General features: G+C 64.9%; 26 protein-coding genes. 12 read left to right on the top strand and 14 right to left on the bottom strand.

The genetic code is table 11. The features are described 5' to 3' along the window. Positions 1-271 precede the first annotated feature (271 nt). The 3 genes from FJV43_RS36215 (at position 272) to FJV43_RS36205 (ending at position 4,009) form a co-directional block, all read left to right on the top strand. Complete coding sequence (locus tag FJV43_RS36215; protein ID WP_239623660.1) at positions 272-2,053, top strand: NirA family protein; 1,782 nt, start codon at positions 272-274, stop codon at positions 2,051-2,053. Beyond that, positions 2,050-3,654, top strand: a complete 1,605-nt coding sequence (locus FJV43_RS36210) for a sulfite reductase subunit alpha (RefSeq protein WP_239623659.1) — start codon at positions 2,050-2,052, stop codon at positions 3,652-3,654. The genes FJV43_RS36215 and FJV43_RS36210 overlap by 4 nt, the downstream gene beginning before the upstream one ends. Positions 3,655-3,856: 202 nt before the next feature. After that, positions 3,857-4,009 carry a hypothetical protein gene (locus tag FJV43_RS36205; RefSeq protein ID WP_035677849.1) on the top strand — a complete coding sequence of 51 codons (153 nt, stop codon included), beginning with the start codon at positions 3,857-3,859 and terminating at the stop codon, positions 4,007-4,009. Between the two features lie 129 nt (positions 4,010-4,138). Here FJV43_RS36205 and FJV43_RS36200 read toward each other — a convergent pair whose 3' ends face one another. From FJV43_RS36200 to pxpB, 3 genes are read right to left on the bottom strand one after another with little or no spacing between them, the layout of a single operon-like run. Continuing rightward, a complete protein-coding gene (locus tag FJV43_RS36200) occupies positions 4,139-4,906 on the bottom strand; it encodes a 5-oxoprolinase subunit PxpA (RefSeq protein ID WP_239623658.1) in 768 nt (255 codons plus the stop codon). A 31-nt stretch (positions 4,907-4,937) separates the two neighbouring features. Next, positions 4,938-5,975, bottom strand: a complete 1,038-nt coding sequence (locus FJV43_RS36195) for a biotin-dependent carboxyltransferase family protein (RefSeq protein ID WP_239623657.1) — start codon at positions 5,973-5,975, stop codon at positions 4,938-4,940. After that, on the bottom strand, positions 5,972-6,703 hold the full coding sequence (pxpB, locus tag FJV43_RS36190; RefSeq protein ID WP_239623656.1) for a 5-oxoprolinase subunit PxpB: 732 nt from the start codon (positions 6,701-6,703) through the stop codon (positions 5,972-5,974). The genes FJV43_RS36195 and pxpB overlap by 4 nt, the downstream gene beginning before the upstream one ends. A 260-nt stretch (positions 6,704-6,963) precedes the next feature. Between pxpB and FJV43_RS36185 the strand changes: the two genes are divergently transcribed. Continuing rightward, on the top strand, positions 6,964-7,662 hold the full coding sequence (locus tag FJV43_RS36185; protein ID WP_027550912.1) for a ribonuclease activity regulator RraA: 699 nt from the start codon (positions 6,964-6,966) through the stop codon (positions 7,660-7,662). Positions 7,663-7,686: 24 nt separating this feature from the next. Beyond that, positions 7,687-8,091: a cupin domain-containing protein gene (locus FJV43_RS36180; protein ID WP_239623655.1), complete on the top strand. Its 405-nt coding sequence runs from the start codon at positions 7,687-7,689 to the stop codon at positions 8,089-8,091. Positions 8,092-8,255: 164 nt separating this feature from the next. Here the strand turns inward: FJV43_RS36180 and FJV43_RS36175 are convergent, their stop codons facing one another. The 3 genes from FJV43_RS36175 to FJV43_RS36165 form a co-directional block, all read right to left on the bottom strand. After that, positions 8,256-8,399, bottom strand: coding sequence for a hypothetical protein (locus tag FJV43_RS36175; RefSeq protein WP_239623654.1), 144 nt, complete (start codon positions 8,397-8,399; stop codon positions 8,256-8,258). Positions 8,400-8,464: 65 nt separating this feature from the next. Beyond that, a complete protein-coding gene (locus tag FJV43_RS36170; RefSeq protein ID WP_239623653.1) occupies positions 8,465-9,331 on the bottom strand; it encodes a DUF2147 domain-containing protein in 867 nt (288 codons plus the stop codon). Between the two features lie 281 nt (positions 9,332-9,612). Continuing rightward, positions 9,613-10,395 (bottom strand): transporter substrate-binding domain-containing protein, encoded by a 783-nt coding sequence (locus FJV43_RS36165; RefSeq protein ID WP_239623652.1) that lies wholly within the window; start codon positions 10,393-10,395, stop codon positions 9,613-9,615. Between the two features lie 114 nt (positions 10,396-10,509). Here FJV43_RS36165 and FJV43_RS36160 point away from each other — a divergent pair, with 114 nt between their 5' ends. Then, entirely contained in the window at positions 10,510-11,007 is a 498-nt protein-coding gene (locus tag FJV43_RS36160) for a DUF1993 domain-containing protein (RefSeq protein ID WP_239629769.1), read from the top strand. Between the two features lie 63 nt (positions 11,008-11,070). On the opposite strand, the gene FJV43_RS36155 is transcribed toward FJV43_RS36160, so the two are convergent. The 6 genes from FJV43_RS36155 to FJV43_RS36130 form a co-directional block, all read right to left on the bottom strand. Beyond that, positions 11,071-11,550, bottom strand: a complete 480-nt coding sequence (locus FJV43_RS36155; protein WP_239623651.1) for a hypothetical protein — start codon at positions 11,548-11,550, stop codon at positions 11,071-11,073. Between the two features lie 170 nt (positions 11,551-11,720). Next, entirely contained in the window at positions 11,721-12,710 is a 990-nt protein-coding gene (locus FJV43_RS36150) for a hydroxyacid dehydrogenase (RefSeq protein WP_239623650.1), read from the bottom strand. A 33-nt stretch (positions 12,711-12,743) separates the two neighbouring features. After that, a complete protein-coding gene (gene ugpC, locus FJV43_RS36145; protein WP_239623649.1) occupies positions 12,744-13,844 on the bottom strand; it encodes a sn-glycerol-3-phosphate ABC transporter ATP-binding protein UgpC in 1,101 nt (366 codons plus the stop codon). A gap of 6 nt (positions 13,845-13,850) precedes the next feature. After that, the gene (locus tag FJV43_RS36140) at positions 13,851-14,762 is read right to left on the bottom strand and encodes a carbohydrate ABC transporter permease (protein ID WP_028179734.1); all 912 of its coding nucleotides are present in this window, start codon (positions 14,760-14,762) and stop codon (positions 13,851-13,853) included. Further along, positions 14,762-15,700: a sugar ABC transporter permease gene (locus FJV43_RS36135; RefSeq protein WP_239623648.1), complete on the bottom strand. Its 939-nt coding sequence runs from the start codon at positions 15,698-15,700 to the stop codon at positions 14,762-14,764. Before FJV43_RS36135 ends, FJV43_RS36140 begins: the two co-directional genes overlap by 1 nt. A 128-nt stretch (positions 15,701-15,828) precedes the next feature. Continuing rightward, positions 15,829-17,169, bottom strand: a complete 1,341-nt coding sequence (locus tag FJV43_RS36130) for an extracellular solute-binding protein (RefSeq protein ID WP_239623647.1) — start codon at positions 17,167-17,169, stop codon at positions 15,829-15,831. Between the two features lie 478 nt (positions 17,170-17,647). Here FJV43_RS36130 and FJV43_RS36125 point away from each other — a divergent pair, with 478 nt between their 5' ends. Continuing rightward, on the top strand, positions 17,648-18,430 hold the full coding sequence (locus FJV43_RS36125) for a Spy/CpxP family protein refolding chaperone (protein WP_239623646.1): 783 nt from the start codon (positions 17,648-17,650) through the stop codon (positions 18,428-18,430). A gap of 111 nt (positions 18,431-18,541) precedes the next feature. After that, the gene (locus FJV43_RS36120) at positions 18,542-18,919 is read left to right on the top strand and encodes a response regulator (protein WP_239623645.1); all 378 of its coding nucleotides are present in this window, start codon (positions 18,542-18,544) and stop codon (positions 18,917-18,919) included. Positions 18,920-18,962: 43 nt separating this feature from the next. On the opposite strand, the gene FJV43_RS36115 is transcribed toward FJV43_RS36120, so the two are convergent. Both FJV43_RS36115 and glk read right to left on the bottom strand, forming a co-directional pair. Continuing rightward, positions 18,963-19,166, bottom strand: coding sequence for a hypothetical protein (locus tag FJV43_RS36115; protein ID WP_239623644.1), 204 nt, complete (start codon positions 19,164-19,166; stop codon positions 18,963-18,965). A 145-nt stretch (positions 19,167-19,311) separates the two neighbouring features. Then, positions 19,312-20,283 carry a glucokinase gene (gene glk / locus FJV43_RS36110; RefSeq protein ID WP_239623643.1) on the bottom strand — a complete coding sequence of 324 codons (972 nt, stop codon included), beginning with the start codon at positions 20,281-20,283 and terminating at the stop codon, positions 19,312-19,314. A gap of 264 nt (positions 20,284-20,547) precedes the next feature. On the opposite strand from glk, the gene pncA reads away from it, so the two are divergent. The 4 genes from pncA (at position 20,548) to FJV43_RS36090 (ending at position 24,903) form a co-directional block, all read left to right on the top strand. Continuing rightward, the gene (pncA, locus tag FJV43_RS36105) at positions 20,548-21,174 is read left to right on the top strand and encodes a bifunctional nicotinamidase/pyrazinamidase (RefSeq protein ID WP_239623642.1); all 627 of its coding nucleotides are present in this window, start codon (positions 20,548-20,550) and stop codon (positions 21,172-21,174) included. 16 nt (positions 21,175-21,190) lie between these two features. Next, entirely contained in the window at positions 21,191-22,306 is a 1,116-nt protein-coding gene (locus FJV43_RS36100) for an alpha/beta fold hydrolase (protein WP_239623641.1), read from the top strand. A 142-nt stretch (positions 22,307-22,448) separates the two neighbouring features. Beyond that, a complete protein-coding gene (locus tag FJV43_RS36095; RefSeq protein ID WP_239623640.1) occupies positions 22,449-24,482 on the top strand; it encodes an NAD(+) synthase in 2,034 nt (677 codons plus the stop codon). A gap of 37 nt (positions 24,483-24,519) precedes the next feature. Continuing rightward, positions 24,520-24,903, top strand: coding sequence for a GrlR family regulatory protein (locus FJV43_RS36090; RefSeq protein WP_239623639.1), 384 nt, complete (start codon positions 24,520-24,522; stop codon positions 24,901-24,903). Positions 24,904-25,071 lie beyond the last annotated feature (168 nt).

The raw sequence follows: 25,071 nt of genomic DNA, 5'->3' as shown, positions 1-25,071 counted from the left end.
ATTTCGGGAGAGCTCTCAGACCGATATTTCCCGGCGCCTCTCCTAATTGTCTGATTTTATGATGCTTTCTATTTCGACCGAGCTGGCACGCAACTTGAATGTTGCGCTGCGGCCAGCTTGTCATAGGTGCCTGCTGAGCCAAGTCCCACAGCAACGAAGCTGAATGGACCGTCGGGTTGCGAAGCGGGCTCTCGAGCCGGCCGAGTTTCCCGCGGGTCGCACAATTTCCGTCGAAGCCACTTTGGTGGCCGCAGGAGCTTCGTTACCGACCATGAAAATCGAAACACTCTCAGTCGACTTCACCGACGAGCAGAAACGCTATCTCGAAGGCTTCACGACCGGCTTGCAGATCAGCCGGGTCGGCCGCGGTCTCGGCGCGGGTGCCGGCAAGGCGAATGCCGAGCCTGTTGGTCCCGATGCCGTGCACATCAAGGCGCAGGACAAGGTGATCGCGTCGGGCAGGAAGCTCGCCGACCAGGAGAAGTTCAAGCGCGACGAGCATCCGTTCGACGCCTATCCGCGGCTGCGCCAGCAGGCGCTCGATAACGCGCCGCCAAGCCCGGCTGACAATTTCCGCTGGCGCTATTACGGAATCTTCTACGTCGCGCCGACGCAGGATTCCTACATGTGCCGCCTGCGCATTCCGAACGGCATCATGAAGCACTGGCAGCTGTCGGGCCTTGCCGATCTCGCCGATGAGCTCTGCGGCCCCTATAGCCACGTCACGACGCGCGCCAATCTCCAACTCCGCGAGATACCGCCGAAGCATGCGGTGAAGCTGCTCGAGGGCATCCAGGAGCTCGGCCTGTGCTCGCGCGGCTCCGGCGCCGACAACATCCGTAACGTAACTGGGACGCCGACGGCCGGCATCGATCCGCAAGAGATCCTCGACACGCGACCCTTTGCGCGCGAGTGGCACTACCACATCCTCAACGACCGCTCGCTCTACGGCCTGCCGCGCAAGTTCAACGTCGCCTTCGACGGTGCCGGCAGGATCGCGGTGCTCGAGGAGACCAACGACATCGCCTTCACCGCCTACGAGGTGAAGGACGGGTTCGGCGTTGAGCCCGGCGTCTGGTTCCGCCTCGGCCTCGGCGGCATCACCGGCCACAAGGACTTTGCAAAATATTCCGGCATCATCGTCAAGCCGGAGCAGGCGACCGCCGTCGCCGACGCCATCGTGCGCGTGTTCATCGACCATGGCGACCGCACCAACCGCAACAAGGCGCGGCTGAAATACGTGCTCGACGCCATGGGCCATGACGGCTTCCTCAAGCTCGTCGAGGACCGGCTGAAGGCGCCGTTCACGCGCGTGCCGGAAGAGGCGTTCGCGCCGCGGCCCGCGGCGGACCGCATGGCGCATGTCGGCGTGCACAAGCAGAAGCAGGAGGGCCTCAACTGGATCGGCGTGTCGCTGACCCTCGGCAAGCTCACCTCCGATCAGATGCGGGGCCTCGCCAAGGTCGCGCGCGACCTTGGCGACGGCGAGATCCGCCTCACGGTCTGGCAGAACCTCTTGATCCCGGGCGTGCGCGACGAGAATGTCGAGCTAGCGATCGCGGCCATCAAGCAGATCGGGCTCGCCGTGGAAGCCTCGCACATCCGCGCCGGGCTGATCGCCTGCACCGGCAATGCCGGCTGCCGCTTCGCCGCGGCGAACACCAAGCGCCATGCCGCCGAGATCGGCGACTGGTGCGAGCCGCGCGTCGCGATGGACAAGCCGGTCAACATCCACGTCACCGGCTGTCACCATTCCTGCGCCCAGCACTACATCAGCGACATCGGACTGATCGGGGCCCGCGTCCCGGTCGGCGAAGAGGACACGGTCGAGGGCTACCACCTCTTCACCGGCGGCGGGTTCGGGCCCGACGCCGATGTCGGGCAGGAGGTCTATCACGATCTCAAGGCCGAGGACGCGCCGAAGACGGTCGAAGCGCTGCTCAAGGCCTACATCGCCCATCGCTCCTCGCCCGAGGAAACGTTCCTGTCTTTTGCGCGCCGCCATGACGGCGAAACGCTGCGCAAGCTTGCCGATGCACAGGTGTCCGCATGAACCAGATCACCCCTCCGCCCAAGCTCGACATCATCCCACCCAGCGCACCGTTCTCGGATGCGCAGCGCTCCTGGCTGAACGGCTTCTTCGCCGGCCTGCTGTCACCTGACGTCGCAACACCATTGTCGGCGGAGCAGGGCGCGGCCGTCATGCAAGCCGGTGACGGCGACGACGGCGAGGCGCCGTGGCACGACCAGACCATGCCGATTGCCGAGCGGATGAAGCTCGCCGAGGGACGGCCCCTGCGCCGCAAGATGATGGCGGCGATGGCGCAGCAGGACTGCGGCCAGTGCGGCTACAATTGCCACGATTATTCGGAGGCGATCGCGAGCCGCAGCGAAGCACGGCTCAACCTCTGCGTTCCCGGCGGCAAGGAAACCGCGCGGATGCTGAAGTCGCTGTACGAAGAGCTCGACAAGGCCCCGGTTGCCAAATCGGCCGACAAGGCGGACACGTCGGCGCCGGCCGTGACCGTGACGATCGCAGAGCCGGGTCGCTCGCGCGACAATCCCGTGACCGCAACCTTCCTGTCGCGCCGCCTTCTCAACAAGGGGAAGTCGGAGAAGGAGACCTATCACGTCGAGTTCGATCTCTCCGACAGCAAGCTCGACTACGTCGTCGGCGATTCCTTCGGCGTGTTCCCGCGCAACGATGTCGGCCTCGTCGACCAGATCATCGCGCTGCTCGGCGCCTCCCATACGACCAGGGTCAATGGCAAGACGCTGCGCGAGGTGTTGATCCACGACGTCTCGCTGTCGCCGGCACCCGACACGCTGTTCGAGCTGATCTCGTTCATCACCGGCGGCGCGGCGCGCGAGAAGGCGCGGGCGCTGGCGCAGGGCGAGGATCCCGACGGCGATGCCGCCACCCTCGACGTGATGGCGGCGCTCCAGAAGTTTTCCGGCATGCGGCCGCATCCCGAGGCCTTCGTCGAGGCGCTGGAGCCGCTGCAGCCGCGGCTCTACTCGATCTCGTCCTCGCACAATGCGACGCGCGGAAGGCTGTCGCTGACGGTGGACTCCGTGCGCTACGTCATCGGCAAGCGCAAGCGGCTGGGTGTCGCCTCGACCTTCCTCGGCGAGCGCATCAATGACGGCGACAAGCTCAAGGTCTACGTGCAGAAGGCGCACGGTTTCGGCCTGCCGCAGGACCCGAAGACGCCGATCATCATGATCGGTCCCGGCACCGGCATCGCGCCGTTCCGCGCCTTCCTGCTCGACCGCAAGGCGACCGGTGCGCCCGGCAAGAACTGGCTGTTCTTCGGCCATCAGCGCAGCGATTGCGATTTCTTCTACCAGGACGAGCTCAACGCCATGAAGACATCGGGCGTACTCACGCGCCTGTCGCTGGCCTGGTCGCGCGACGGCGAGAAGAAGTTCTACGTGCAGGACCGCATGCGCGAGGTCGGCCGCGAATTGTGGACCTGGCTTGCCGACGGCGCGCATTTCTACATCTGCGGCGACGCCAAGCGCATGGCCAAGGACGTCGAGCGCGCGCTGGTCGACATCGTCGCCCAGTTCGGCGCACGTTCGACCGACGAAGCCGTCAGCTTCGTCGCCGAGCTGAAGAAGACCGGCCGCTTCCAGGCGGATGTGTACTGACCGCTGCCGCTCGCCGTTATCCGAGCCGGTTCCGACTGGCTCGGATTTGAACGAATAAGATTCTCGGAACCCTGGCCCTAAGAGAATTTACGTCTGCGAGACGGCCGCCTCGGAGGAGGCGCATCGCTATTTGCGCCACCATCTTGCCTCCCGCCCTGGTTGATCCCTCATACTCTCGCAAATGGGGCGTTGGAGATCGACCATGCGCGAACTATCGGCGGAAGCCAGGCTGCACTTCTACGCGCGCTCGCTCTCGCGGCAGACCCGGGCGAACGCCCATCATCTGGCGCTCTACAGCGCGTTTGCGGTCATCGCGGCGATCGTGTTCGGCACGCTCTCGGTGCATCCGTTTTAGAGCTCTCGTTTAGAGCTCTCGTGGGTGGGCAAGGGCGCGCTCTTCGCGCCGTGCCCACCATCTCTCAATATACGACTTCGGTTTGGTGGGCACGCTTCGCTCTGCCCACCCTACGGCACCTGTCGTACCTCACCCGCGCTTGAACGGCGCGACCTCGATCCCCGCATCCTTCAGCGCCTGACGCACCCCGCGCGCGATGTCGACGGCGCCGTGCGTGTCGCCGTGGATGCAGACCGTGTCCGTGCGCATCTTGATCACCTTGCCGGTCACCGAGACCGCCGCGCCGTCCTGCACCATGCGCACCACGCGATCGGCGATCGCCTTGGCATCGTGCAGCACCGCGCCGGGCTTCTTGCGCGAGACGAGGTTGCCGTCGTCCTCATAGGCGCGGTCGGCGAACACCTCGTGCACCATCGGCAGATTGGCCGCTTCGCCGGCCTTCACCAGCTTCGAATTGGCGAGCACGACGAAGATCAGGCTGGGATCGACCGCCTTGATGCCGGCGGCGATCGCCGTCGCGGTCATGTCGTCCTCGCACGCGACGTTGGAGAGGGCGCCATGCGCCTTCACATGCGTCACCTTGTGGCCGGCGGCGGTCGCGATCGCCTGCAGCGCGCCGATCTGGTAGGCGACGAGGTTCTCGATCTCGGACGCCTTCAGGCCCGCGATCGGATGGCGGCCGAAGCCGTGCAGGTCGCGATAGCCGGGATGCGCGCCGACCGAGACGCCGCGCGCCTTCGCCAGCTCAACCGTCCGCCGCATGATATCAGGGTCGCCGGCATGGAAGCCGCAGGCGACGTTGACCGAGCTTGCGAGCTCGATCATGGCGGCGTCGTTGCCCATCTCCCACGCGCCAAAACCCTCGCCGAGATCGCAATTGAGATCGACTGTCTTCATGGGTGCTCTCCGCCTCTGGTCTCGTTGTAGCTTACGGCTCGGCCGCGACCTGCCAAGTCCCTGCGTCCATGGCGCTCACCGCATAGCCCGCAACGTTGGCATCGCTGAGCGCCGCGATGTTGAGCGCGACGGTGTCGGAGGAGCGCAGGCGATCGGGCAGGCTGCGGATCAACCGTGCAAACTTGCGCGCCTCGTCCTGCGCCTCGGCCATGCTGACGGCCTTGAAGCGGAACGCGGTTCCCGCCGAGGTCTGGGCGAGGCGGCCGACATCGGCCGTGATGACGGTTGCGATCTTGGGATAGCCGCCGGAGGTGCCGCGATCCATCATCAGCGCGATCGGCGCGCCGTTGCCGGGCACCTGGATGCTGCCGTTGACGGTGCCGTCGGAGACGATGTTGTGGCCGTGCAGATGCTTGATCGCGGGGCCCTCGAGCCGGTAGCCCATGCGGTCGGAGGTTGCCGAGATCTTCCACTCGCTGTCCAGGAACAGCGCCTTGTTCGTCTCGTCGAACTCGTCATCCTGCGGGCCCAGCAGGACCCGGATCGGACCTGTCGCAGGCTTCGGCAATTCGATGCGTAGTTCCGGCGCGCCGCTCGCAGCATCGACGCTGAACTCGTCGCCGGCCTGGAGGGGGCGCGGGTAGGGGCTGCCGAGGCCGGCGCGGGCATTGACCGCGAGACTGCCGAACACCGGCTCGCCCTTGATGGCGCCCTCGATCGCGAGATAGGTGAAGGCGCCGCCGCGGGCAAAACCGAGCGTCAAGGTCTCGCCGTCCTTCAGCGTCACCGATGTGTCCATCGCGACTGGGGTTCCGGCGACATCCGCATTGCGCGGCGCGCCTGATATCCCGACGCGGACGGCGCCGTCGCGTGCAGTGAAGGAGGCGCCGAACGGGCCGATCTCCACGGCGGCCGCGAACGGCTCGTTGCCGACCAGCGTATTCGCTGCCGCAAGCGACAGGCGGTCCATCGCCCCGCTGACCGTCAAGCCGTAGCGCTGCGCGCCGAAGCGGCCACCATCCTGGACCGAGCTTGCAGGGCCGATGCTGGCGACGGCGAGGCGGCTCATGCGACCACCTGCTCGGCGACGATCTCGCCGGCTTCCGCGGCGCGGTCCAGGTCCGCGAACGTCTTGTGGTCGATGGCGAAGAACGTCACGCGATCGCCGGGCTCGGTGAGGAAGGTCGGATTGCGGTGGAGCTGATAGGTGCGCACCGGCGTGCGGCCGAGCAGATGCCAGCCGCTCGGCGCGGCGAGGCACTGGATCCCGGCCTGGATGCCGCCGATCGAGATCGTGCCGGCCGGCGTCAGCAGCCGCGGATTCTGCCGCCGCGACATGTGCAGCGATTTATCGAGGCCGCTGAGATAGGACCAGCCCGGCGTGAAGCCGATCATGGCGACCTTGTAGTCGCCGCCCGCATGCCGGGCGATGATGTCGTCGGGCGTGGTGTTGAGCGCCTTCGCGACATCCTCGAGGTCGATGCCATGCTCGCCGCCATAGGCGACGGGAATGCGCCAGCGGCGCGCCTTGGTGACCGGCGGCAGCGGCCGGGTGGCGATCGGGAGGATCTTTTCGCCGAGCGCGTCGAAACCGATCTTTTCGGGGTCGTAGTGGACCAGCAGCGAGCGATAGGTCGGCACGGTCTCGGTGATGCCGTCGATGGGGCTTGCCGCGAGCGCCTTGTCGAGCGCCAGCACGCGCTGGTTGGCGTCCTCGTCGATGGTGCGGCTGAACTCGACCGTGACGGCGCTGTCGCCACTGGGCAGAAGGCGGGGCGGGGGAAGCGTCGCGGCCATTGAGCTGTCGAAGAGCTGTCGAAATCGGACTTTTGGAAGTGCGCGGGCTCGACGTTGAGTTCCGCGTCACCCCTGCTTCGCGTAAATGCGCCCGCAAGTCCAATAAATTAATGCAAGGGGAGCCGATAAAGCCTTGTTATCGCGTCGCATAACAGCTCGGCGGCCCTGCGTTATTGGGACCCTCTTGGCCCTTGACGCAAGGGCTGCGGCTCGCAAGATGCGCGCGTTCTTTCCCGCCTATCCGGAGCTCGTTCTCGTCCATGTCGCTGTCCCCCGAAGCCCGCAAGACCCTCGCCGGCATCACCACCGCCACGATCACCACGGTCCTGCTGAAAAAGGGGCTGCGCAATGTGTGGATGCGCGGCGCCCGTCCGCTCCGCCCGGGCCTGCCGCGCCTGGTGGGTCCGGCCTTCACGCTGCGCTTCGTGCCGGCGCGTGAGGATCTGGCGACGCCGGAATCCTGGTCGTCGCCGATCTCGACCCGCACCGCGATCGAGGCGATGCCGGAAGGATGCATCGCCGTGGTCGACGCCATGGGCATCACCGATGCCGGCATCTTCGGCGACATCCTGTGCGCGCGCATGGTCAAGCGCGGCGTCACCGCGCTCGTCACCGATGGCGTGGTGCGTGACGTCGAGGGCGTGCTCGGCACCAACCTGCCGGTGTGGTGCGACGGCTATGCCGCGCCGCCTTCCGTCGCGGGCCTCACCTTCGTCGGCTGGGGCGAGCCGATCGGCTGCGGCGGCGTTGCCGTTTTCCCGAACGACATCGTCGTCGCCGACCAGGACGGCTGCGTGCTGATCCCGCAGGCGATGCTTGATCACGTCCTCGCCGAGGGTGTCGAGCAGGAGCGGATGGAGGCCTGGATCGTCAACGAGGTGAACAACGGCGCGGTGCTGCCGGGCCTCTACCCCATGAATGCCGAGACCAAGGCGCGCTACGCCGCGAGCAAGAAGTAACCGGGAAGAAGAGAGGTCATTTCGATGGAGATCACTGTTGCAGGCATGCGGCCGACCCGCCACGCGCCCAAGGAACACTTCACCGGCACTGTCTTGCAGGACCCCGTGATCATGGCGCCCGCGCCGGCACGGCTGAACTGCTCGCGCGTGTCGTTCGAGCCGGGCGCGCGCACCAACTGGCATCACCATCCGCTCGGGCAGACGCTCTACGTCATTTCCGGCGTCGGCCGCATCCAGGCCAAGGGCGGGCCGATCCGCGAGATCCGTCCCGGTGACACCGTCTGGATTCCGCCGGGTGAACTGCACTGGCACGGGGCATCGCCGACCAACGCCATGTGCCACATCGCCATGCAGGAAGCGCTCGACGGCGTCTACTCGACCTGGCTCGAGCCGGTCACCGACGCCGAGTACGGGGCCGCGGTGGGCTAGATTGGCTTTCGTGTCCCGGACAAGACGCATCGCCGTAAGGCGTTGCGGCGCCGAGCCGGGACCCAGAGCTGTCCTGTCACGAAGCGTTCTGGGTCCCGGCTCTGCGCGGCAACGCTTCGCGTTGCCACTTGTCCGGGACACGGCAATCTACATCCGCTCCGCCGTCACGTTCCCGCGCACATGGCGCCGCGCCACGTGCCGGAGCCGGACATGCCGTTCAGCCGGCCGAAGCCGACGGCGCGCTTGATGCCGGTGCTCAGGGTAACGTTGATGCTGCCGGCACCGGCGACGCGACCGGACGCGTTCACCTCGAGATTCCGGGTTCACGCTTCGCGTGCCCCGGAATGACTCGGTATTGGAGAGTGCAAAAAGCTCAGTTCACCCGTGTCCAGGTCTGGCCGCCGCAGAACATGCCGCCGAAGGCGCAGCCCTGCACGCGCAGCCGGTCGGTGCCCTTCATCGCGATCGTGGAATCGTAGGTCGAGCCGGAGTTCGGATCGAGGATGCGGCCGGACCATTTCTGGTCCTTGCCGGGCTTCATGTTGATCAGGACCTGCTCGCCGTTCTGGTTCGATCTGCTGTCGACAGAATAGCCGCAGAGATTGCTGCCGCATTGCTCGATGCGGACCTTGCCTTCCTTCTCCTCGGTCAGCCAGACGCCGAGCGGTGAATTGAGATCGCGCGTGGGCGCCGCTGCAGGAGCAGGCGGCGCGACGGCAGCCGCCTGGACTGGGGCGGTTGCCGGGGGCGGAGCGGGCGGCGGAGGCGGCGCCGGAGGGGCCGCAGCGACGGCCGGGGCCGGCGGTGGTGTCACGGCAGGAGCTGCCTGCTGCGTGGCCGGTGCAGGCGGCGGCGAGGGCGGCGGCAGCACGGCAGTCTCGGCCGGCGCATTGCTGGCGGTTGCCGCCGGAGGCGGTGCAGGCGGTGGTGTTGCGGCAGCGGGTGCAGCGGGCACAGGTGCCTGCGCAGCCGCGGGCGGCGGGGCGGCGGGAGCGGGAGCGGGCGCGGCCGGCGTTTGCGGCTCGACCGTGGTTTGCTGCGGCGCTTGGCCCGGCGTCGCCTCGTTCTTCTTGGCCTTTTTGGCCTTGCTCTGGCCGGTGTTGTCATAGACGCCGGGGATCTGCACCGTGCCGCGGTCCGGATCGATGCGGATGGTGCGCCCGCCATACTCGAAAGTGTACTGCGCCTGTGCGGCGGTGCTCGCCAAAAGGAATGCGGCCGTGGCCAACAGCTTCCTCATTTCCGTCTCCTGAACAGGTGGTCCCCGGACCAACGCTTACGCGCCGGCTCGCTCGCAAAAAGTGATCTAGATCACTGTCGTTGGTATGAGTCGTCTTCCGGTGGTTCCGGGTTCAATAGGCCCGCAGCCGGTCCAAAGTTTGGCCGGGGCAAGCGACAGGAGGACGCGGCCAAAAACGCCTCAAGCATGATCCGGAAAAGTGCGTAGCGGTTTTCCGAAAAGATCATGCTCAAACAACAACCTAAAGCGCGATGACGATTTGATCCTCATCGCATCGCGCTTTAGTCGAACCAGGCGGCGTAGATCTTCTTGTAGCTGCCGTCTTCCATGGAAATATGCAGCCATTGGTCGACGTAGGCTTTCAGCGCCATGTCGCGCTGGAGCCAGTAGGCCTTCTCGGAGAAGTCGAACGGCTTTTCGGGTTGGACCGCGCAGAGCACCCCGGCATGCTGCTTCTGCTGGTAGCGGGTTTCGGACGCGTCCGTCATCATCAGGTCGGCGTTGCCCTTGGCAATTTCGTCGAAAATCACGGTGTTGTCGGCGAAGACAGTGATCTCGGCATCCCTGATGTTGGCACGCGCGAAGCGCTCATTGGTCCCGCCGGGATTGACGATGACGCGGGTGCCCTTCTTGTCGATATCCGGAAGCGTTTGGTACTTGCCGACGTCGGCGCAGCGCGCGATCGCGGTCTTGCCCTCGCGCATGATCGGGGTGGAGAACAAGCCTTTCTTCTGCCGGTCGAGTGTCACCGAGACACCGCCCATGGCGATGTCGAATTGGTCGGCCTCGAAATCCTTCATCAGCTTCGGCCAGGCCGTGGGCACGAATTCGACCTTGACGCCGAGCGCGTTGCCGAGAGCTTGCGCCATGTCGACGTCGAAGCCGCTGAACTGCTGCGTGGTCTTGTCCAGATAGGTGAAGGGCTTGTAGTCGCCGGTCATGCCGACGCGTAGCGTGCCGCGCTTGACGATCTCGTCGAGGCGCGAAGGCGCGGCCTGCTGAGCCTGCGCCGAGACATTCACCAGCAACGCTACGGCCAAAGCCGTCCAGAACCGAACGATCATCTCTTTTCCACCCATGCCCGAGCTGTCATTGTGCAGCCCTTGAGCGGTGGATTTAGACCAGATGCCCCTCGGTGGCGAGGCAGAATTGAAGGGAATCCAGAGGTGACGATCTCGATGTACGAGGCCTCAGTCGGCCTCTTCGTGCCTTATTTGCGCAACCTGTCCGCGCTGCTCGACAAGGGCGTCGCTGATGCGGAGGCCCGCAAGTTCAATCCGACGGTTCTGCTCGGCATGCGCCTTGCGCCGAACATGTACGATCTGGCGCAGCAGGTCGGCGAAGCCTGCCGGCACGCGGTGGTCGCGCCCGCCTTGCTGGCGCAGTGCGAGCCGGTGGCGCTGCCGGCCCTCGAGCACGACATGGCCGGGCTTCAGGCGCGCATCGCAACGTCCATCGAGTTCATCGAAAGCCTGCCGCGCGCGGAGATCGATGCGGCTGCGGAACGGAATGTCTTCTTCAGGTTGAAGAACGGGACCGAGCTGCCCTTCACCGGGCGGACGCTGCTGCTGACGTTCAGCGTCCCACAGTTCTTCTTTCACGTCACCACCGCCTACGACCTGTTGCGGCACGCCGGCGTCGAGCTGGTGAAGAAGGATTATCTCGGCAGGAAGTAGTTGGCGGGGCTCGGTGTGCACCTCTCCCTACGGGAGAGGTGCACGGCGACCTCCGGTGCAGCTTTACGCTTCGCCCTTGCGCTCGTAGTCGGCGAGCGAGCTTCGGCCGGCGATCTCGCTGCGCAGCTCTTCGAAGCGACGATGTGACTCGTCCTCCCGTTCGTCAACGAAGCGCACGGCGGCCTCGCTCGTCATCGGGCCGCTGACCACGGGGGCGGATTGCTCGCCGATGGTCTCGTGGACGTAGAACTGGCCGTCATCGCCGCGATGGACCGTCCATTTGAGGCGGATCGCGACCATCGGACCGGGGCCAACCTTGCTGTAGCCATCCGCATCGGTGTGTTCCGGCACCAGCGGCTGCTCGTCGATCATCGGATGCTCGTCGACAGCATGATGTTCTTCGACCGACGGCTGCTCACCGACGACGACGATCTCGGTCTCCCGGATGGTCTCGGTCTCACGAACGACGAGGACGGGCTCGGGGTGCTCCAGGATGCTGGCGATGGTCGCGAGCGCGTGGTCGGTCGGGTCGATCTCTGACAAGGGCTCATCCTCCAGCTCGACGCGGCCGGCCAGTCTGTCCCACTGCCGCCGCGGCGGGTCTTATTACGCGCGTTTGATTAAGGCTGAGTTGGGGCTCGATCTGCACCAAAATGGGACGCTTTCTGGCACTCCGAAGGCGGGCGCATCCGACGCCCGCCCCGGAGTTCGGCTCAGCCCAGCACGTCCTGGTTGATCACGTTCTGCCTGATCGGATCGCCGTCGAGCACACTCAGGATGTTGCGCGCGGTCTGCTCGCTCATGCGCTGGACGGCCTCGACCGTCACGCCGGCGACATGCGGGGCGACGATGACGTTGGGCAGCGCGAACAGCGCGTTGCTGACCGGCGGCGGCTCCACCTCGAACACGTCGATGCCGGCGCCGGCGAGCTTGCCGGAGACCAGGGCGTCGTACAGCGCAGCCTCCTTCACGATGCCGCCGCGTGCGGTGTTGATGAGGTAGGACTTCGGCTTCATCCGGCCGATCCGCGCCGCATCGAACAGGCCGACGGTTTCCGGCGTCTTCGGGCAGTGGATGGTGACGAAATCGGCGTTGGGCAGCGCGGCGTCGAGGTCAGGCACCGGCTCGCATCCTGCCGCCTTGATCTCGGCGGCGTCCTTGAAGGGATCGTAGACCTGCACCTTCATTTCCATCGCCAGGCAGCGCTTGGCGGTGCGACTGCCGATGCGGCCGAAGCCGATGATCAGGACGGTCTTGCCGTAGAGATCGAACGGCAGCATGCCGAGCCGGTCGGCCCATTTGCCGTCCCTGACACAGGCGTGCATCTCCTGCGCACGCTTGGCCAGCGTCAGCATCATGAACAGCGCCGCTTCCGCGACCGAGGGCGAGTTCGCGCTGCCCGCGACCATCAGCGGCACCTTGCGGCGGGAGAGGGCGGGCACGTCGACGGCGTCGTAGCCGACGCCGATCCGGGTCACCACCTTCATGTCCCTGGCGGCTTCGAGCTCGGTCTCTCCGAAGGCGGTGGCGCCGAGGGCCACGCCGTGGACGGGGGCATGGCTCTTCAACAAGGCCTCGAAGTCTTTCGCCGAGATCAGGTTCGCAAACTCGACGAGCTCGATATCGTCCCGCCGGGTGAGGAGGGCGCGTGCCCCTTGCGACAAAGTTTGTGTAACGAATATCTTCTTCTTGTTGGTCGCCATCGCTCCCCTGCCTGCGTTTCTTGGATCGCGGCGTCACAACACGACGCCGGTTTCCTCATTTAGCAGGTGCATGTTGTTGAGGTCCATCGCCAGGCGCATGGGTGCCCCGTCCTTGGCGCCGGCATTGGGATTGACGCGGCCGCAGACCGGCGTGCCTTCGAGCCCGAAATACACCAGCGTCTCCATTCCCATCGGCTCGGTGACGTCGAGCACGGTGTCGAAGGTCTCGACGCCGGGCTCCAGATGCGCATGCGACTCGGTAAGATGCTCGGGCCGGAGGCCCAGCAGCAGCTTGTCGGTGCGCGGCAGCGAATTGTAACGCGCGGCGCGGGCCGGCGGCAGCGGGAAGGCGATGCGGTCGGTGAGGCGGATCTGGAGCGTGCCGCCGACATCCTCGAGCCGGCACGGGATGAAGTTCATCGCCGGCGAGCCGATGAAGCCCGCGACGAAGCGCGTCGCCGGCTTGTGGTAGAGCTCGTTCGGCGTGCCGATCTGCTCGATCCGGCCCTTGTTCATCACCACCACGCGATCGGCCAGCGTCATCGCCTCGACCTGGTCGTGGGTGACGTAGACCGTGGTGGTGCGCACCTTCTGGTGCACTTTCTTGATCTCGATCCGCATCTGCACGCGGAGCTTGGCGTCGAGATTGGACAGCGGCTCGTCGAACAGGAACACCTTCGGGTTACGTACGATGGCCCGGCCCATCGCGACGCGCTGGCGCTGGCCGCCGGAGAGCTGCTTCGGCTTGCGGTCGATCAGGTCGGTGATGTCGAGGAGGCGGGCGGCCTCCGTCACCCGTGCCTTGATCTCGGCCTTGGGGTAGTGCTTCAGGCGCAGCCCGAACGACATGTTCTCGGCGACCGTCATGTGCGGATAGAGCGCGTAATTCTGGAACACCATCGCGATGTCGCGGTCCTTTGGCGGCACGTCGTTGACGACGTCGCCGCCGATCATGATGTCGCCGTCGCTGATGTCCTCGAGGCCTGCGATCATGCGCAGCGTCGTCGACTTGCCGCAGCCGGAGGGGCCGACCAGCACGATGAACTCGTGGTCGGCGATATCGAGATCGATGCCGCGCACGGCTTCGACATCGTCGTAACGCTTGACTACCTTCCGCAAAGCAACTTCAGCCATGAGCCATCAACCCTTTGTCGCGCCGGCGGTCAGGCCGGCAATGTAATAGTCCATCAGGAAGGCGTAGATGATCAGCGGCGGCGCAGCGCCCAGCAGCGCGCCGGTCATGATCTGCCCCCAGTTGAAGACGTCGCCCTTGATGAGCGTGGTGGTGATGCCGACCGGCAGCACGAGCTGATCGACCGACGTCGTGAACACCAGGGGATAGAGGAACTGCGCCCAGGACACGGTGAAGGCGAAGATGGTCGCTGCGATCAGCCCGGGCAGGGCGACCGGGATGAATATCCGCGTCAGGGTCTGCAGCCAGGAGGCGCCGTCGATGAGGGCGGCCTCGTCCAGCTCCTTCGGGATGGATGCGAAATAGCCGATCATGATCCAGGTGCAGAACGGCACGGTCAGCGTCGGATAGATGAACAGCAGCACGTACCATCGGTTGAGCAGCGTGATGCCGGTCAGGTCCTGGACCACCGCGAGCATCTTGAACAGCGGAATGAAGAGGAGGCTGTCCGGGATGAGGTAGGTGAGGAACACGCCGGTCGCGAGCGTCGTCGAGCCCCAGAACTTCATCCGCGCCAGCGCGAATGCCGCGGGAATGCTGATCAGCATGGTGACCATCACGACCACTATGGAGACGATGGCGGAATTCCAGAAGAAGCGCAGAAACTGGTTCGAGGTCAGAAGCTCGACGTAGTTGGAGAGGGTGGGATGAAACACCCACCAGGGATTGGTCGCCGCCGAAATCTCCGCGCTGCTCTTGAGCGAGGTGATCAGCATGTAGATCGGCGGAGTGAGCGAGAATATCGCGAACAGCACCAGGAAGAAGTAGGACCAGCGCAGCGCCCAGGTGCGATCCCGGCTCATGCTCCGGTATTTGACCTTGCGCGTGGGGCCGCCCTTGTCGATTGCAAGCGTGCTCATCAGGCTTCGTTCCCACGTTTGTTGACGTCGCGCAGAATGAAGATTGCCGCGACTGCGAGGATCGGCACCATGAACAGCGAGACGCAGGCGCCGAGCGGAATATCGCTGCTCTGGATGCCGACCTGGAACGCCCAGGTCGCGAATATATGCGTGGAGTCCAGCGGGCCGCCCGAGGTCAGGATGCGCACGATGTCGAAATTGGCGAAGGTCACGATCAACGAGAACAGCGTCGTGATGGCGATGATGTTGCGCATCATCGGCAACGTCACGTACCAGATCCGCTGCCACCAATTGGCGCCGTCGATGGCGGCCGCCTCGTAGAGCTGGTCCGGCACGGATTTCAGCGCCGCCAGGTACATGATCATGAAGAACGGTGCGCCGTACCAGACGTTGACCAGGATGACGGAAAAGCGCGCCCAGAAGGTATCACCGAGCCACGGGATCGGGCCGATGCCGAAGAACGACAGCGTGTAGTTGAAGGCGCTGTAGGAGGGGTCGAACAGCCACAGCCAGGCCAGCGTGCTCATCGCCGGCGGGATCACCCACGGTACCAGCAGCATGCCGCGCCATTTGCGCTGGCCCTTGGCCGGCAGGTTGTGGACGAAATGAGCGACGATGAAGCCCAGCAACGCTTTGAAGAACACCGCGGTGATCGCGAAGATGCATGACTGCCTCACGACCATCCAGAACGTGTCGCGCTTGAACAGGAAAGTGAAGTTGCTCAGGCCGACGAACTTCTGCATCGACTTGTTCAGCGTCGCGAGATGCACGGAGTAGAAGGCGGGATAGAGCACCAGCAGCGCGATCAGGAGAATCAGCGGAAGCGTCAGGAAGAACGCCACCGTCGACTTCCGCCTGAGCGCGTTGTGCAAGCTGGTGCGTTTGCGCGGGCTCGCGGCGCGGACGGAGCGACCCTGCTCAACGACGACATCGGCCATGGTCAGACTTTCTTACGGAAGATTCAACGGGGAAGCCGGCCGCAACGGTCGCCTTCCCCCGACAACGGGACGGGCGGAATCATCGGCGGCTCACACCCAAGGATGTGAGCCGCCGATGCGCACGGGCATCAGCTCCGCATGAAGCCTTCGCACTCGCCTTCGGCCCAGGCGAGCGCCTGCTCCATCGTCTCGCCCCTCGCATAACGCAGCGCCAATTTGGTCAGCGTCGCCTGCGAGTAGATCTGCTGTGCGATCTTCGGCGGTGCCGGAGCCGCCGCGATCGACATCGTCTGGTGCTTGTAGGGATCGGGATAGTGAAAGAGCGTGCCCTTCGGCGGCCCTTCCTCGGCCCAGGTCTTGAGCTTCGTCATGTTGGCGAAGGCCGGAAGATCGTAGCCGCCGCTCGCCGCGACGAATTTCTCGATCGATGACGGCTGCGACAGATGAACGAGCAGGCTCTTGGCGGCCTCCTTGTTCTTGCCGAAGCTCCAGACGCCCCAGAAGTACGGCAGGAAGGGTGCGAAACGCCCTTTCGGCCCGGACGGAAAGCCGTGGGTCCAGCATTGCTCGGCCACTTGCGGTGCGTCGCGCTTGGCGACCGCCCAGGAACTCGGCGGGTTCAGGATCATCGCCCCGCGGCCCGAGATCAGCCATTTGTTGTTGGACGCATCGTCCCACGACGCCGCGTCAGTCGGCAGGACGGCAATCAGCTTCTTGTAGAACTCGAGCGCCTGACGAACCGCATCGGTCTTCACCGTGACGTCGCCCTTGGCATTGACGAGGTCCGCACCGAAAGAGCTGAAGATGGCGCCGGCGGTGTCGACGCTGTCGGTGGTCTCGCCGAGGCCGATGCCGAACGCAAAGCCGGCCTTGTGGCAGGCCTCGGCCGCCTTCAGGAAGGTCTCCATCGTCCAATTGTCCACCTTTGGCGGTGCGCCGACCGGGTACATCTCCTGCACGTCGATGCCGGCATGCTTCTTCATCAGGTCGATCCGTGAGCATGGGCCCTTGATCTGGCTGCCGACGGTTGCCGGGACGGCCAGCCATTTGCCGCCGGCCTGGCCCAGATATTTGACCGTGTCGTTGACCTCGCCGTTCTGCTTGATGATCGGCTCCATCACGTCATTGACCGGCTCGAGGTTGTCCGCATAGGCATGCGGCCACCAGGTCGGCATCTGCAGAATATCGTGGCCGGATTTCGCCTGCGCTTCGGCGGCGACCGTCAGCTCGAGCTTCTTGTTGTTGCTGGTGATGTAGTCGATCGAGACTTCGACCTTCTCCTTCGCGGCCCATTCGTTGACCAGATCGGTCGAGGCCTTGTTGGCGCCCGGAACCCAATGGTCCCAGAATCCGATCGAGAGCTTGCCGGCGGCGTAAGCGCCCCGGACGTAGGGCGCCGTGATCAGCGCCGCGGAGGACATTGCAGTAGCAGCCACAAATTGACGTCGCGTCAGTGTCTTGCGTGACATCTCGTTTCCTCGCCTGGGTGTTGTTGTTGGAGTTTCCTCTGAAAGACTTTTGAGTTTCTTGTTCTCGAATTTTCTTATTGATGCCGGCGGCCGACGTGACAATTCACGCCGCCCGGAGCAAATTGGTAGCGCGATCAGATCATGATTGATGGCGTCTGTCGAGAAAGCCGAGCGGCTCCTCGTCTAAAACTAATGTTGTGCCCAGGACGCGCGTCGCTGCGTGCAGGGCCATGCGTCGAATGTGAACCGCGAACGCAAATTTTGCGACGCACACTGCGCACAGACCAACCCGGAACGATCCATTGCGCAATTAAGCCGCAGTTTCGAATGAGCCTGCATAACCGCTTCGCGCGACAGACTTTTCCGGCGTGGACAGCACTCGGCTGTGTCTGGACCGCGAAGCGTTGGAAACGATAGAGTTCAGCTGGTGGTTTGCTTCCGCCCGCCAAGGCCAATTGGATCGACGATGGAGACGAGAATGATCAATGCGGCGCCGCCAGCGCGGCCTTACCTGCGACGATGGCTCGCGCTGGGGTCCATGCTCGCGCTGTTGTTCGGCGCAGCGACTTGGGCGAATGCTCAGGGATTGGTCAAAGGCGTTCAGGAAGGCGCTGCGGCCGGGAACAAGGCGGCAGGTCCGGTCGGTGGCGTGCTCGGCGGCGCAATCGGCGGCGTGGTTGGGGTCTTCACGGGCGTGCTCGGTGTCGGCAACAACAGCGGTAGTCCTCCGCCAACCGCCAGGGAGTCCAGCAAGGACGCCAAGCAGCAAGGCGCAGCCAAGGACAAGGATGCCAAGAGCGCCAAGCCGGGCAAGAGCGCCAAGGCGACCAAAGAGGCGAAGAACGCGCCGCAGGACAAGGGCAACAAGGACGTCACGGTTCTCACCCAGCCCGGCACGCCGCAACTGACCGCCGAACAGATCGTCGCCAACAGCGATTCCTACATCGAGCGGATCAAGACCCAGCTGAACCTCACGCCGGACCAGGAGAAGCACTGGTACGGCTTCTCGAGCGCGATGCACTACCTCGGGCATAATGGTGCAGAGCGGCTCAACCTGAGGGTGGCGCGCGCCAAGCGGGATCCGCCCGACGACATCATCGAGCAGATGCGCAACGAGGCCCAGTTCCTGATTGATCGCGCCGCCGACCAGCGCAACGTTGCCGACGCCGCCGAGCCGCTCTATTCGAGCCTCGACGACAAGCAGAAGCAGGCCTTCATTCAGGAGATGGTGCGCCTCAGTCACGAGCGTGGACTGGACTGATCAAGTTGAATCGGTTCGGGCGCATCTGAATTAACGGCGCCCGCCACGAATTCGTGAATCCTCCCCGCAATTCGGTTATGGTTAGCTTTGTAAGCTGACTGCGGGGGTGATATGGCGGACGGACTCTCCGTTTTCCTGGTCGAAGACGAGGCGTTGATCCGGATGATGATGGCCGACATGGTGGCGGAACTCGGCCACCACGTCGTCGCGGAAGCGGACAATGTGCGCGACGCCAGCGCCTTTGCCATGACCGCGCAATACGACATGGCCATCCTCGACATCAATCTCATGGGCGTCTACGTCGATCCCGTCGCCGACCTGATCGAACGTCGCGGAAAACCGTTTCTGTTCGCCACAGGCTACGGCCCGGAACTGCTGCCGTCCTTGCTCCGGCGCAGGCCGATCCTGCGCAAGCCGATCGCAATGGATCAGCTCAAGGCGATGATCGATTCGATGTTTCCCGGGCCGTCAACCAAAAGTCCAGGCTGACCGATCACGCCCGACCTGCGCGGCCGCAAGGGATTTAGCCGGTTCAGCTGCGACCGTTCCTCAGCACCTTGGCAATGGTGTGGGCCGTCATGGCAGCGCGATCCGACGCGCGCTGAGCAGCCAGCCGGTCGCGCGCCTTTTCCTCGATCAGGAGTTCGATCAGGGCCAACCGCTTGTCTTCGCTGTCCGCTTCGCTCAGCAGACGGTGATAGCGGTGATAGTCGAAACCCAGATCCTGCTTACGCATGTCACGCCCCCGCAACTACGCCACACACGGGGAGATTGTTTCGCATCTGAAACATGCACGCAAGCGCGTTCCTGCCTGGAACCGGGCGCGTGCTGAATCATCTGTGAATTGCTGGAACACGCCAGCAGCGGAGCGTGATCGTCCGTCAATCCGCAGTGTGGTCGGCAAACATCTTCAGGCCGACGAAGCTCGCATCGGGCTTGATCACCAGCCTGGTCGGGATGTCGCGCAGATAGTCCTGGAAACGTCCCTTCGCTTCAAAGCGCGCCCGGAACGCGGAGGCCGCGAGGAACTCGCGAAAACGCGGCACGATTCCGCCGGCGATATAGACGCCGCCGCGCGCGCCGAAGGTCACCGCGAGATTGCCGGCAACCGAGCCAAGGATGGCGCAAAACATCTCCAGCGTGGCGCGGCTGACGGGACAGCTGCCCTCCAGCGCAGCCTTGGTGATGGCGGCGGCATCGCGATGCGGCACCTGGACGCCATCGATCTCGCCCAAGGCTTCATAGAGGTTCTGCAGTCCGGAACCCGAGAGCGCGCCACGCTCGATGGAGACATGGCCGAGGCGCCGGCGCAAGCTGGCGATCACGCGTTCCTCGCGCTCGTTCTCCGCCGGCAGGGTCGCGTGCCCGGCCTCAGTGACGACGGCCAGTCGCGAACCATGGCGTTCGATTAGACAAGACACACCAAAGCCAGTTCCGGGCCCGACGACCAGCAACGGCTCTCCGGGCAGGCCATCGCCTCCGCCGAGCGGGATCAGATCGGCAGGCTGCAAGGCGGGCAGGGACCAGGCCACCACCTCGAAGTCGTTCAGCACGTGCACGCTGTCGAAGCCGAGCGCAGGCTGCAACTCGTTGCCGTCGATGACCCAGGGACTGTTGGTCATGACGCAGCGGTTGTTGGTGACGGGACCGGCCACGGCAAGCACCGCTCTTTGGGGCTGCTCGCCGCTTGACCGCCGCGCCAGGACATCCGCGATGGCTTCCCGTACGGTCGGGAAGTCGGCGACCTTCACGTAGTCGATCGGTCCGGTCTGATTGTTCCGGTTCAGCGCGAAGCGCGCATTGGTGCCGCCGATATCGGCGAGAAGAATGGTTCCTGTCTTGCCGATGCCCATAGCCCTGCGGCTTCCGCGGCCTTGCGGCCCTCGGGAACCTTCGCCTCCGTTCCTGATCCGATCCGCAAACCGCGGACGGTCTGAGAATCCTCGCTTGGTTGTTCCTAGTCAACACGGACAAGGTCAAACCGTTGCATTCTGGGCAAATCCTAGCCGTCAGCGCGGTATCGCCGCGCGCGGTCGGTGGTTGCTAAGCTGCGCCGGAAGATCGACATTGGGAAGCGTCCGGCGCCAGACGCCGGGCGGATCGAATGGGGCCTTGCAATGAAGATTTCCGACCGCGACGTGTTGCTGGTGATCGACGTACAGAACGACTTCTGTACCGGCGGAGCGCTCGCCGTTCCCAGTGGCGAGAAGGTCGTCCCTGCCATCAACCGGATCGCCCAGAAATTCGCCAATGTGGTGCTGACCCAGGACTGGCATCCGAGCGACCACGTCTCGTTCGCGTCGAATCATGCGGGCAAGCAGCCGTTCCAGGCCATCGAGCTCGACTACGGCACGCAGGTGCTATGGCCGGCGCATTGCGTGCAAGGCACGGCGGGCGCTGAATTTCATCGCGATCTCGACCTGACGCGGGCAGCCCTCGTGGTGCGCAAGGGCTTTCGCCGTGGCATCGATTCCTATTCGGCTCTGTTCGAGAACGACCATCGGACGCCGACCGGACTGCTTGGCTATTTGCGCGAACGCGAGCTGAAGACCGTCTTTGTCGCCGGTCTGGCGCTGGACTTCTGCGTCCGCTTCTCGGCGGAGGATGCGCGTAAGGCGGGGTTGGAGGTGGCCGTCATCGAGGATGCCTGCCGTGGCATCGATCTCGACGGCTCGGTGGCCGCGACCCATCAAAGTTTCAGGGACCTCGGGATCACTGTCGTCAGCCTCGAGGCGTTCCTGTGAGGATATCGAGGTAGCCATGGTGGAGAGGACCGCCAAACAGCCACGTGGACCAGGGCATGCCCCTGACGATCCACGGCTGTGGCCGTTTGCGGCGGCGCAGCTCGCGATGGATGCCTGTTTCTGGTGGCTGGAGCGCGGACCCGCGAAGCAGGGTGAGAGCAGCCTGCAATGGACGACGCCCAACAGCGTTGCCCTGGAGCTCGCAACGATGCAGCTGCGCGATTGCTCGCGGACCCGGTCCGGCCAGCCGGCGCTGGTCTGTGCCCCCTATGCGCTGCATCGGGCCCTGATCGCCGATTTCGCGCCAGGCCATAGTGTGGTGCAGTCGCTGCAAGAGGGCGGTGTCGACAGGGTCTATGTCACCGACTGGCGGTCGGCCACCCCCAGCATGCGCTATCTCTCGATCGACAGCTATCTCGCCGACCTCAACGTCGCCATCGACGAGATCGGTGCGCCGGTCGATCTCGTCGGCCTTTGCCAGGGCGGATGGCTCTCGCTGCTCTATGCGGCGCGCTTTCCAGCCAAGGTGCGGCGGCTGGTCCTGGTCGGTGCTCCCGTGGACTTGTCGATCGATTCCTCGCTCTCCCGCCTCGCCCGCAACGCGCCCGAGCTGGTCTACGACCAGCTCGTCTCGCGCGGCGGCGGCAATGTCAGCGGCGAGGAGATGTTGCACTTCTGGTCCAAGGCGCCGAGCCGCGACGATATCGTCGCGGCTTTGCAGCGGGATCTCTCGGACGAGCAGGGCACGGCGCTGCTCGCGCGCTTCGACCGCTGGAACGCCGAGACGCTCAATCTGCCGGGCACCTACTATCTCGAGATCGTCAACGGGATTTTCCGGGAGAACCGGATTGCCGGGGGCCGTTTCGTCGCGCTCGGCCGCCCGGTTCATCTGAAGGACGTCAAGACGCCGATCTTCCTGCTGGCCGGGCTCGACGACGATGTGGTGCCGGCGGCGCAAGCGCTCGCCACCGCCGGGCTTGTCGGCACACCGCCAGCCTTCATTGAGGCGGCTTCAGAGCCGAGCAATCATCTCGGGCTGTTCATGGGCGCGCGCACCCACGCGCACGTCTGGCCCCGGATCGCCGGGTGGCTGCGCGACGATCTGCCCGGCGTGCTCGCCCGCAGCGCCTGAGCTCGCCGGCGCCGGGCGGGCCGCCCTGCAAGTCCGTTATGCATGCCGGGGGGATGGCTCGCACGGGACCCGGTCGATGGGCTACATAGGATCCGGGGCTGAACGGCTTCGCCAGCGAAGAGATTTAAGGGTACTGCGCTCGATGACTTTCCACTCGATCTACGCTCACGGCTTTGCGCGCGTGGCGGCCTGTGTCACCACGTCCCATGTCGCCGATCCCACGGCCAACGCCAAGGCTGTCCTGGCAGCGGCCGAAGCCTGCCACGAGCAGTCGGCGGCGGTCGCGGTCTTTCCCGAGCTGTGCCTGTCCGGCTATGCGATCGAGGACCTGGTCAAGCAGGATCCGCTGCTCGATGCCGTCGAGCGCGGGCTCGCCGCGATCGTTGAGGCTTCCGCGGGGCTGATGACGGTCCTGATCGTCGGGGCGCCGCTGCGTTTTGGTCATCGCATCTACAACTGCGCTGTCGTCATCCATCGCGGCAACGTCCTCGGTGTGGTGCCGAAATCTTACCTGCCGACCTACCGCGAGTTCTACGAGGGACGGCATTTCGCCTCCGGCGCCGGCATCGCCGGCGAGACGATCGCCTTCGGCGGCCTGCACGCCCCGTTCGGCGTCGATCTCCTGTTCGCCGCCGAGGACGTTCCGGGCCTCACCATCGGCGTCGAGATCTGCGAGGACATGTGGATCCCGGTGACGCCGGCTTCGGAGCTCGCGCTCGCGGGTGCGAGTGTCCTGATCAATCTTTCCGGCAGCCCGATCACGATCGGCCGTGCGCGCTCGCGCGCGCTGCTGTGCCAATCCACGTCGGCGCGCTGCCTCGCGGCTTACGTCTATGCGGCCGCCGGGGCAGGCGAATCGACCACGGATCTCGCCTGGGACGGCCAGACCTCGATCTTCGAGAACGGCGTGCTTCTGGCCGAGGGCGAGCGGTTCCGCCAGGGCGGCCAGATCACGCTGGCCGACGTCGATCTCGACCTGCTCAGGCAGGAACGCGCGCTGATGGGAACGTTCGACGACAACCGGCGGCAGCGCGAGGCCTTTTTCCGCAAGGTGACATTCGCGCTGAAGCCGCCAGCCGCTGACCTCGGCTTCCTGCGCAAGGTCGAGCGCTTTCCGTTCGTGCCGAGCGACGAGAGCCTGCTCGAGCAGGATTGCTACGAGGCCTACAACATCCAGGTCGCCGGGCTGGTGCAGCGCATGCGCGCGACCGGTACCAAGCGCGTCGTGATCGGCGTATCCGGCGGCCTCGATTCCACCCACGCATTGATCGTGGCAGCGAAGGCGATCGATCTGCTCGGCCTGCCACGCGAGAACATCCTGGCCTACACCATGCCGGGCTTTGCCACCGGCAGTGAGAGCAAGACCCATGCGCTGGCACTGATGCAGGCGTTGCGGACGAGCTGGCAGGAGCTCGACATCCGCACCACCGCAACCCAGATGCTGAAGGACATCGGTCATCCCTTCGGCAAGGGCGAGAAGGTTTACGACGTCACCTTCGAGAACGTGCAGGCGGGCCTTCGGACGGATTACCTGTTCCGGCTCGCCAACCATCACGGCGGCATCGTCATCGGAACCGGCGATCTCTCCGAGCTCGCGCTGGGCTGGTGCACCTATGGTGTCGGCGACCAGATGGCGCACTACAACGTCAATGCGGGCGTGCCGAAGACGCTGATCCAGCACCTGATCCGCTGGGTGATCGCATCCAGGCAGTTCAGCGACGACGTCAACCGGACGCTTGGTTCGATCCTGGCCGCTGAAATATCGCCCGAGCTGGTGCCGGTGCAGCCCGGCGAGAAACCGCAGAGCACGGAAGCGTCCGTCGGGCCTTACGAGCTGCAGGACTTCAACCTGTTCTACACGCTGCGCTTCGGCATGCGGCCGTCCAAGATCGCCTTCATGGCTTTCCAGGCGTGGAAGGACGTTGCCAAGGGCGAGTGGCCGCCAGCATTCCCGAATGATCGGCGCAAGGCCTATGATCTGCCGGAGATCCGCCGCTGGCTGGAAGTGTTTCTGCGCCGCTTCTTCGCGTTCAGCCAGTTCAAGCGCTCGGCCATGCCGAATGGGCCGAAGGTCTCGGCCGGCGGCTCGTTGTCGCCGCGCGGCGACTGGCGTGCGCCGTCGGATTCGAGTGCGGCCGCTTGGCTCGAGGATCTCGAACGGAACGTGCCGAACTGATCGGCGCGGCCGATCGGCATTGTTGGGAGACGATCTGATGTCGGCCGGGGATCGAACGCAAACGAGTGAGGGGGCCAAGGTCACCAACGGCCTCTACATCTTCGACATCGAGATGCGTGATGGCAAGCGCGGGCGGGCGAGAGGCGTGGTCGTGCTTTGCGAGGGCCGCATCATGGGCGGCGACAGCTACTTCTACTACACCGGCAGCTACACCTTCCGGAACGGCAAGTGGCGTGGCGACATGACCGTCAACCAGCACACCGAAGCGGTCGGCAGGACGCTTGCATTCGGCGGCAGGGAGGTCACCTGCGGCTTTTCCGGTGACTATTTTCCCGGCGGTGCGGACGTCGAAGGCATGGCACTGGTCGGCAAGACCAGCGTGACGTTCACGGCGCGACTGACTCTCAAGGATGCGATGTGAGCGCGGCCTGATCGGCTCGCTGGTGAAACGCTACGTTCCCACTCTCAGGAACCTTCGCAAGGACAGAACGTTCGCGTCTGTTGTTGCGAATTGTTGAGGAGAGGGACCATGCATAAACACTTGATGCTATCGACTGCGGCCATCGGACTCATGCTCGCATCCGGATTC

The organism is Bradyrhizobium sp. I71 (assembly GCF_022354745.1).
Taxonomy (GTDB): Bacteria; Pseudomonadota; Alphaproteobacteria; order Rhizobiales; family Xanthobacteraceae; genus Bradyrhizobium; species Bradyrhizobium liaoningense.
The sequence above is the reverse complement of the archived record's forward strand: the minus strand, read 5'-3'. Positions and strand labels throughout refer to the sequence as shown.

What these genes read in the sequence shown, in the direction of transcription:
- FJV43_RS36215 (WP_239623660.1), top strand. Translation starts at nt 272, where the DNA reads ATGAAAATCGAAACACTCTCAGTCGACTTCACCGACGAGCAGAAACGC.
- FJV43_RS36210 (WP_239623659.1), top strand. Translation starts at nt 2,050, where the DNA reads ATGAACCAGATCACCCCTCCGCCCAAGCTCGACATCATCCCACCCAGC.
- FJV43_RS36205 (WP_035677849.1), top strand. Translation starts at nt 3,857, where the DNA reads ATGCGCGAACTATCGGCGGAAGCCAGGCTGCACTTCTACGCGCGCTCG.
- FJV43_RS36200 (WP_239623658.1), bottom strand. Translation starts at nt 4,906, where the DNA reads ATGAAGACAGTCGATCTCAATTGCGATCTCGGCGAGGGTTTTGGCGCG.
- FJV43_RS36195 (WP_239623657.1), bottom strand. Translation starts at nt 5,975, where the DNA reads ATGAGCCGCCTCGCCGTCGCCAGCATCGGCCCTGCAAGCTCGGTCCAG.
- pxpB (WP_239623656.1), bottom strand. Translation starts at nt 6,703, where the DNA reads ATGGCCGCGACGCTTCCCCCGCCCCGCCTTCTGCCCAGTGGCGACAGC.
- FJV43_RS36185 (WP_027550912.1), top strand. Translation starts at nt 6,964, where the DNA reads ATGTCGCTGTCCCCCGAAGCCCGCAAGACCCTCGCCGGCATCACCACC.
- FJV43_RS36180 (WP_239623655.1), top strand. Translation starts at nt 7,687, where the DNA reads ATGGAGATCACTGTTGCAGGCATGCGGCCGACCCGCCACGCGCCCAAG.
- FJV43_RS36170 (WP_239623653.1), bottom strand. Translation starts at nt 9,331, where the DNA reads ATGAGGAAGCTGTTGGCCACGGCCGCATTCCTTTTGGCGAGCACCGCC.
- FJV43_RS36165 (WP_239623652.1), bottom strand. Translation starts at nt 10,395, where the DNA reads ATGATCGTTCGGTTCTGGACGGCTTTGGCCGTAGCGTTGCTGGTGAAT.
- FJV43_RS36160 (WP_239629769.1), top strand. Translation starts at nt 10,510, where the DNA reads ATGTACGAGGCCTCAGTCGGCCTCTTCGTGCCTTATTTGCGCAACCTG.
- FJV43_RS36150 (WP_239623650.1), bottom strand. Translation starts at nt 12,710, where the DNA reads ATGGCGACCAACAAGAAGAAGATATTCGTTACACAAACTTTGTCGCAA.
- ugpC (WP_239623649.1), bottom strand. Translation starts at nt 13,844, where the DNA reads ATGGCTGAAGTTGCTTTGCGGAAGGTAGTCAAGCGTTACGACGATGTC.
- FJV43_RS36140 (WP_028179734.1), bottom strand. Translation starts at nt 14,762, where the DNA reads ATGAGCACGCTTGCAATCGACAAGGGCGGCCCCACGCGCAAGGTCAAA.
- FJV43_RS36135 (WP_239623648.1), bottom strand. Translation starts at nt 15,700, where the DNA reads ATGGCCGATGTCGTCGTTGAGCAGGGTCGCTCCGTCCGCGCCGCGAGC.
- FJV43_RS36130 (WP_239623647.1), bottom strand. Translation starts at nt 17,169, where the DNA reads ATGTCACGCAAGACACTGACGCGACGTCAATTTGTGGCTGCTACTGCA.
- FJV43_RS36125 (WP_239623646.1), top strand. Translation starts at nt 17,648, where the DNA reads ATGATCAATGCGGCGCCGCCAGCGCGGCCTTACCTGCGACGATGGCTC.
- FJV43_RS36120 (WP_239623645.1), top strand. Translation starts at nt 18,542, where the DNA reads ATGGCGGACGGACTCTCCGTTTTCCTGGTCGAAGACGAGGCGTTGATC.
- FJV43_RS36115 (WP_239623644.1), bottom strand. Translation starts at nt 19,166, where the DNA reads ATGCGTAAGCAGGATCTGGGTTTCGACTATCACCGCTATCACCGTCTG.
- glk (WP_239623643.1), bottom strand. Translation starts at nt 20,283, where the DNA reads ATGGGCATCGGCAAGACAGGAACCATTCTTCTCGCCGATATCGGCGGC.
- pncA (WP_239623642.1), top strand. Translation starts at nt 20,548, where the DNA reads ATGAAGATTTCCGACCGCGACGTGTTGCTGGTGATCGACGTACAGAAC.
- FJV43_RS36100 (WP_239623641.1), top strand. Translation starts at nt 21,191, where the DNA reads ATGGTGGAGAGGACCGCCAAACAGCCACGTGGACCAGGGCATGCCCCT.
- FJV43_RS36095 (WP_239623640.1), top strand. Translation starts at nt 22,449, where the DNA reads ATGACTTTCCACTCGATCTACGCTCACGGCTTTGCGCGCGTGGCGGCC.
- FJV43_RS36090 (WP_239623639.1), top strand. Translation starts at nt 24,520, where the DNA reads ATGTCGGCCGGGGATCGAACGCAAACGAGTGAGGGGGCCAAGGTCACC.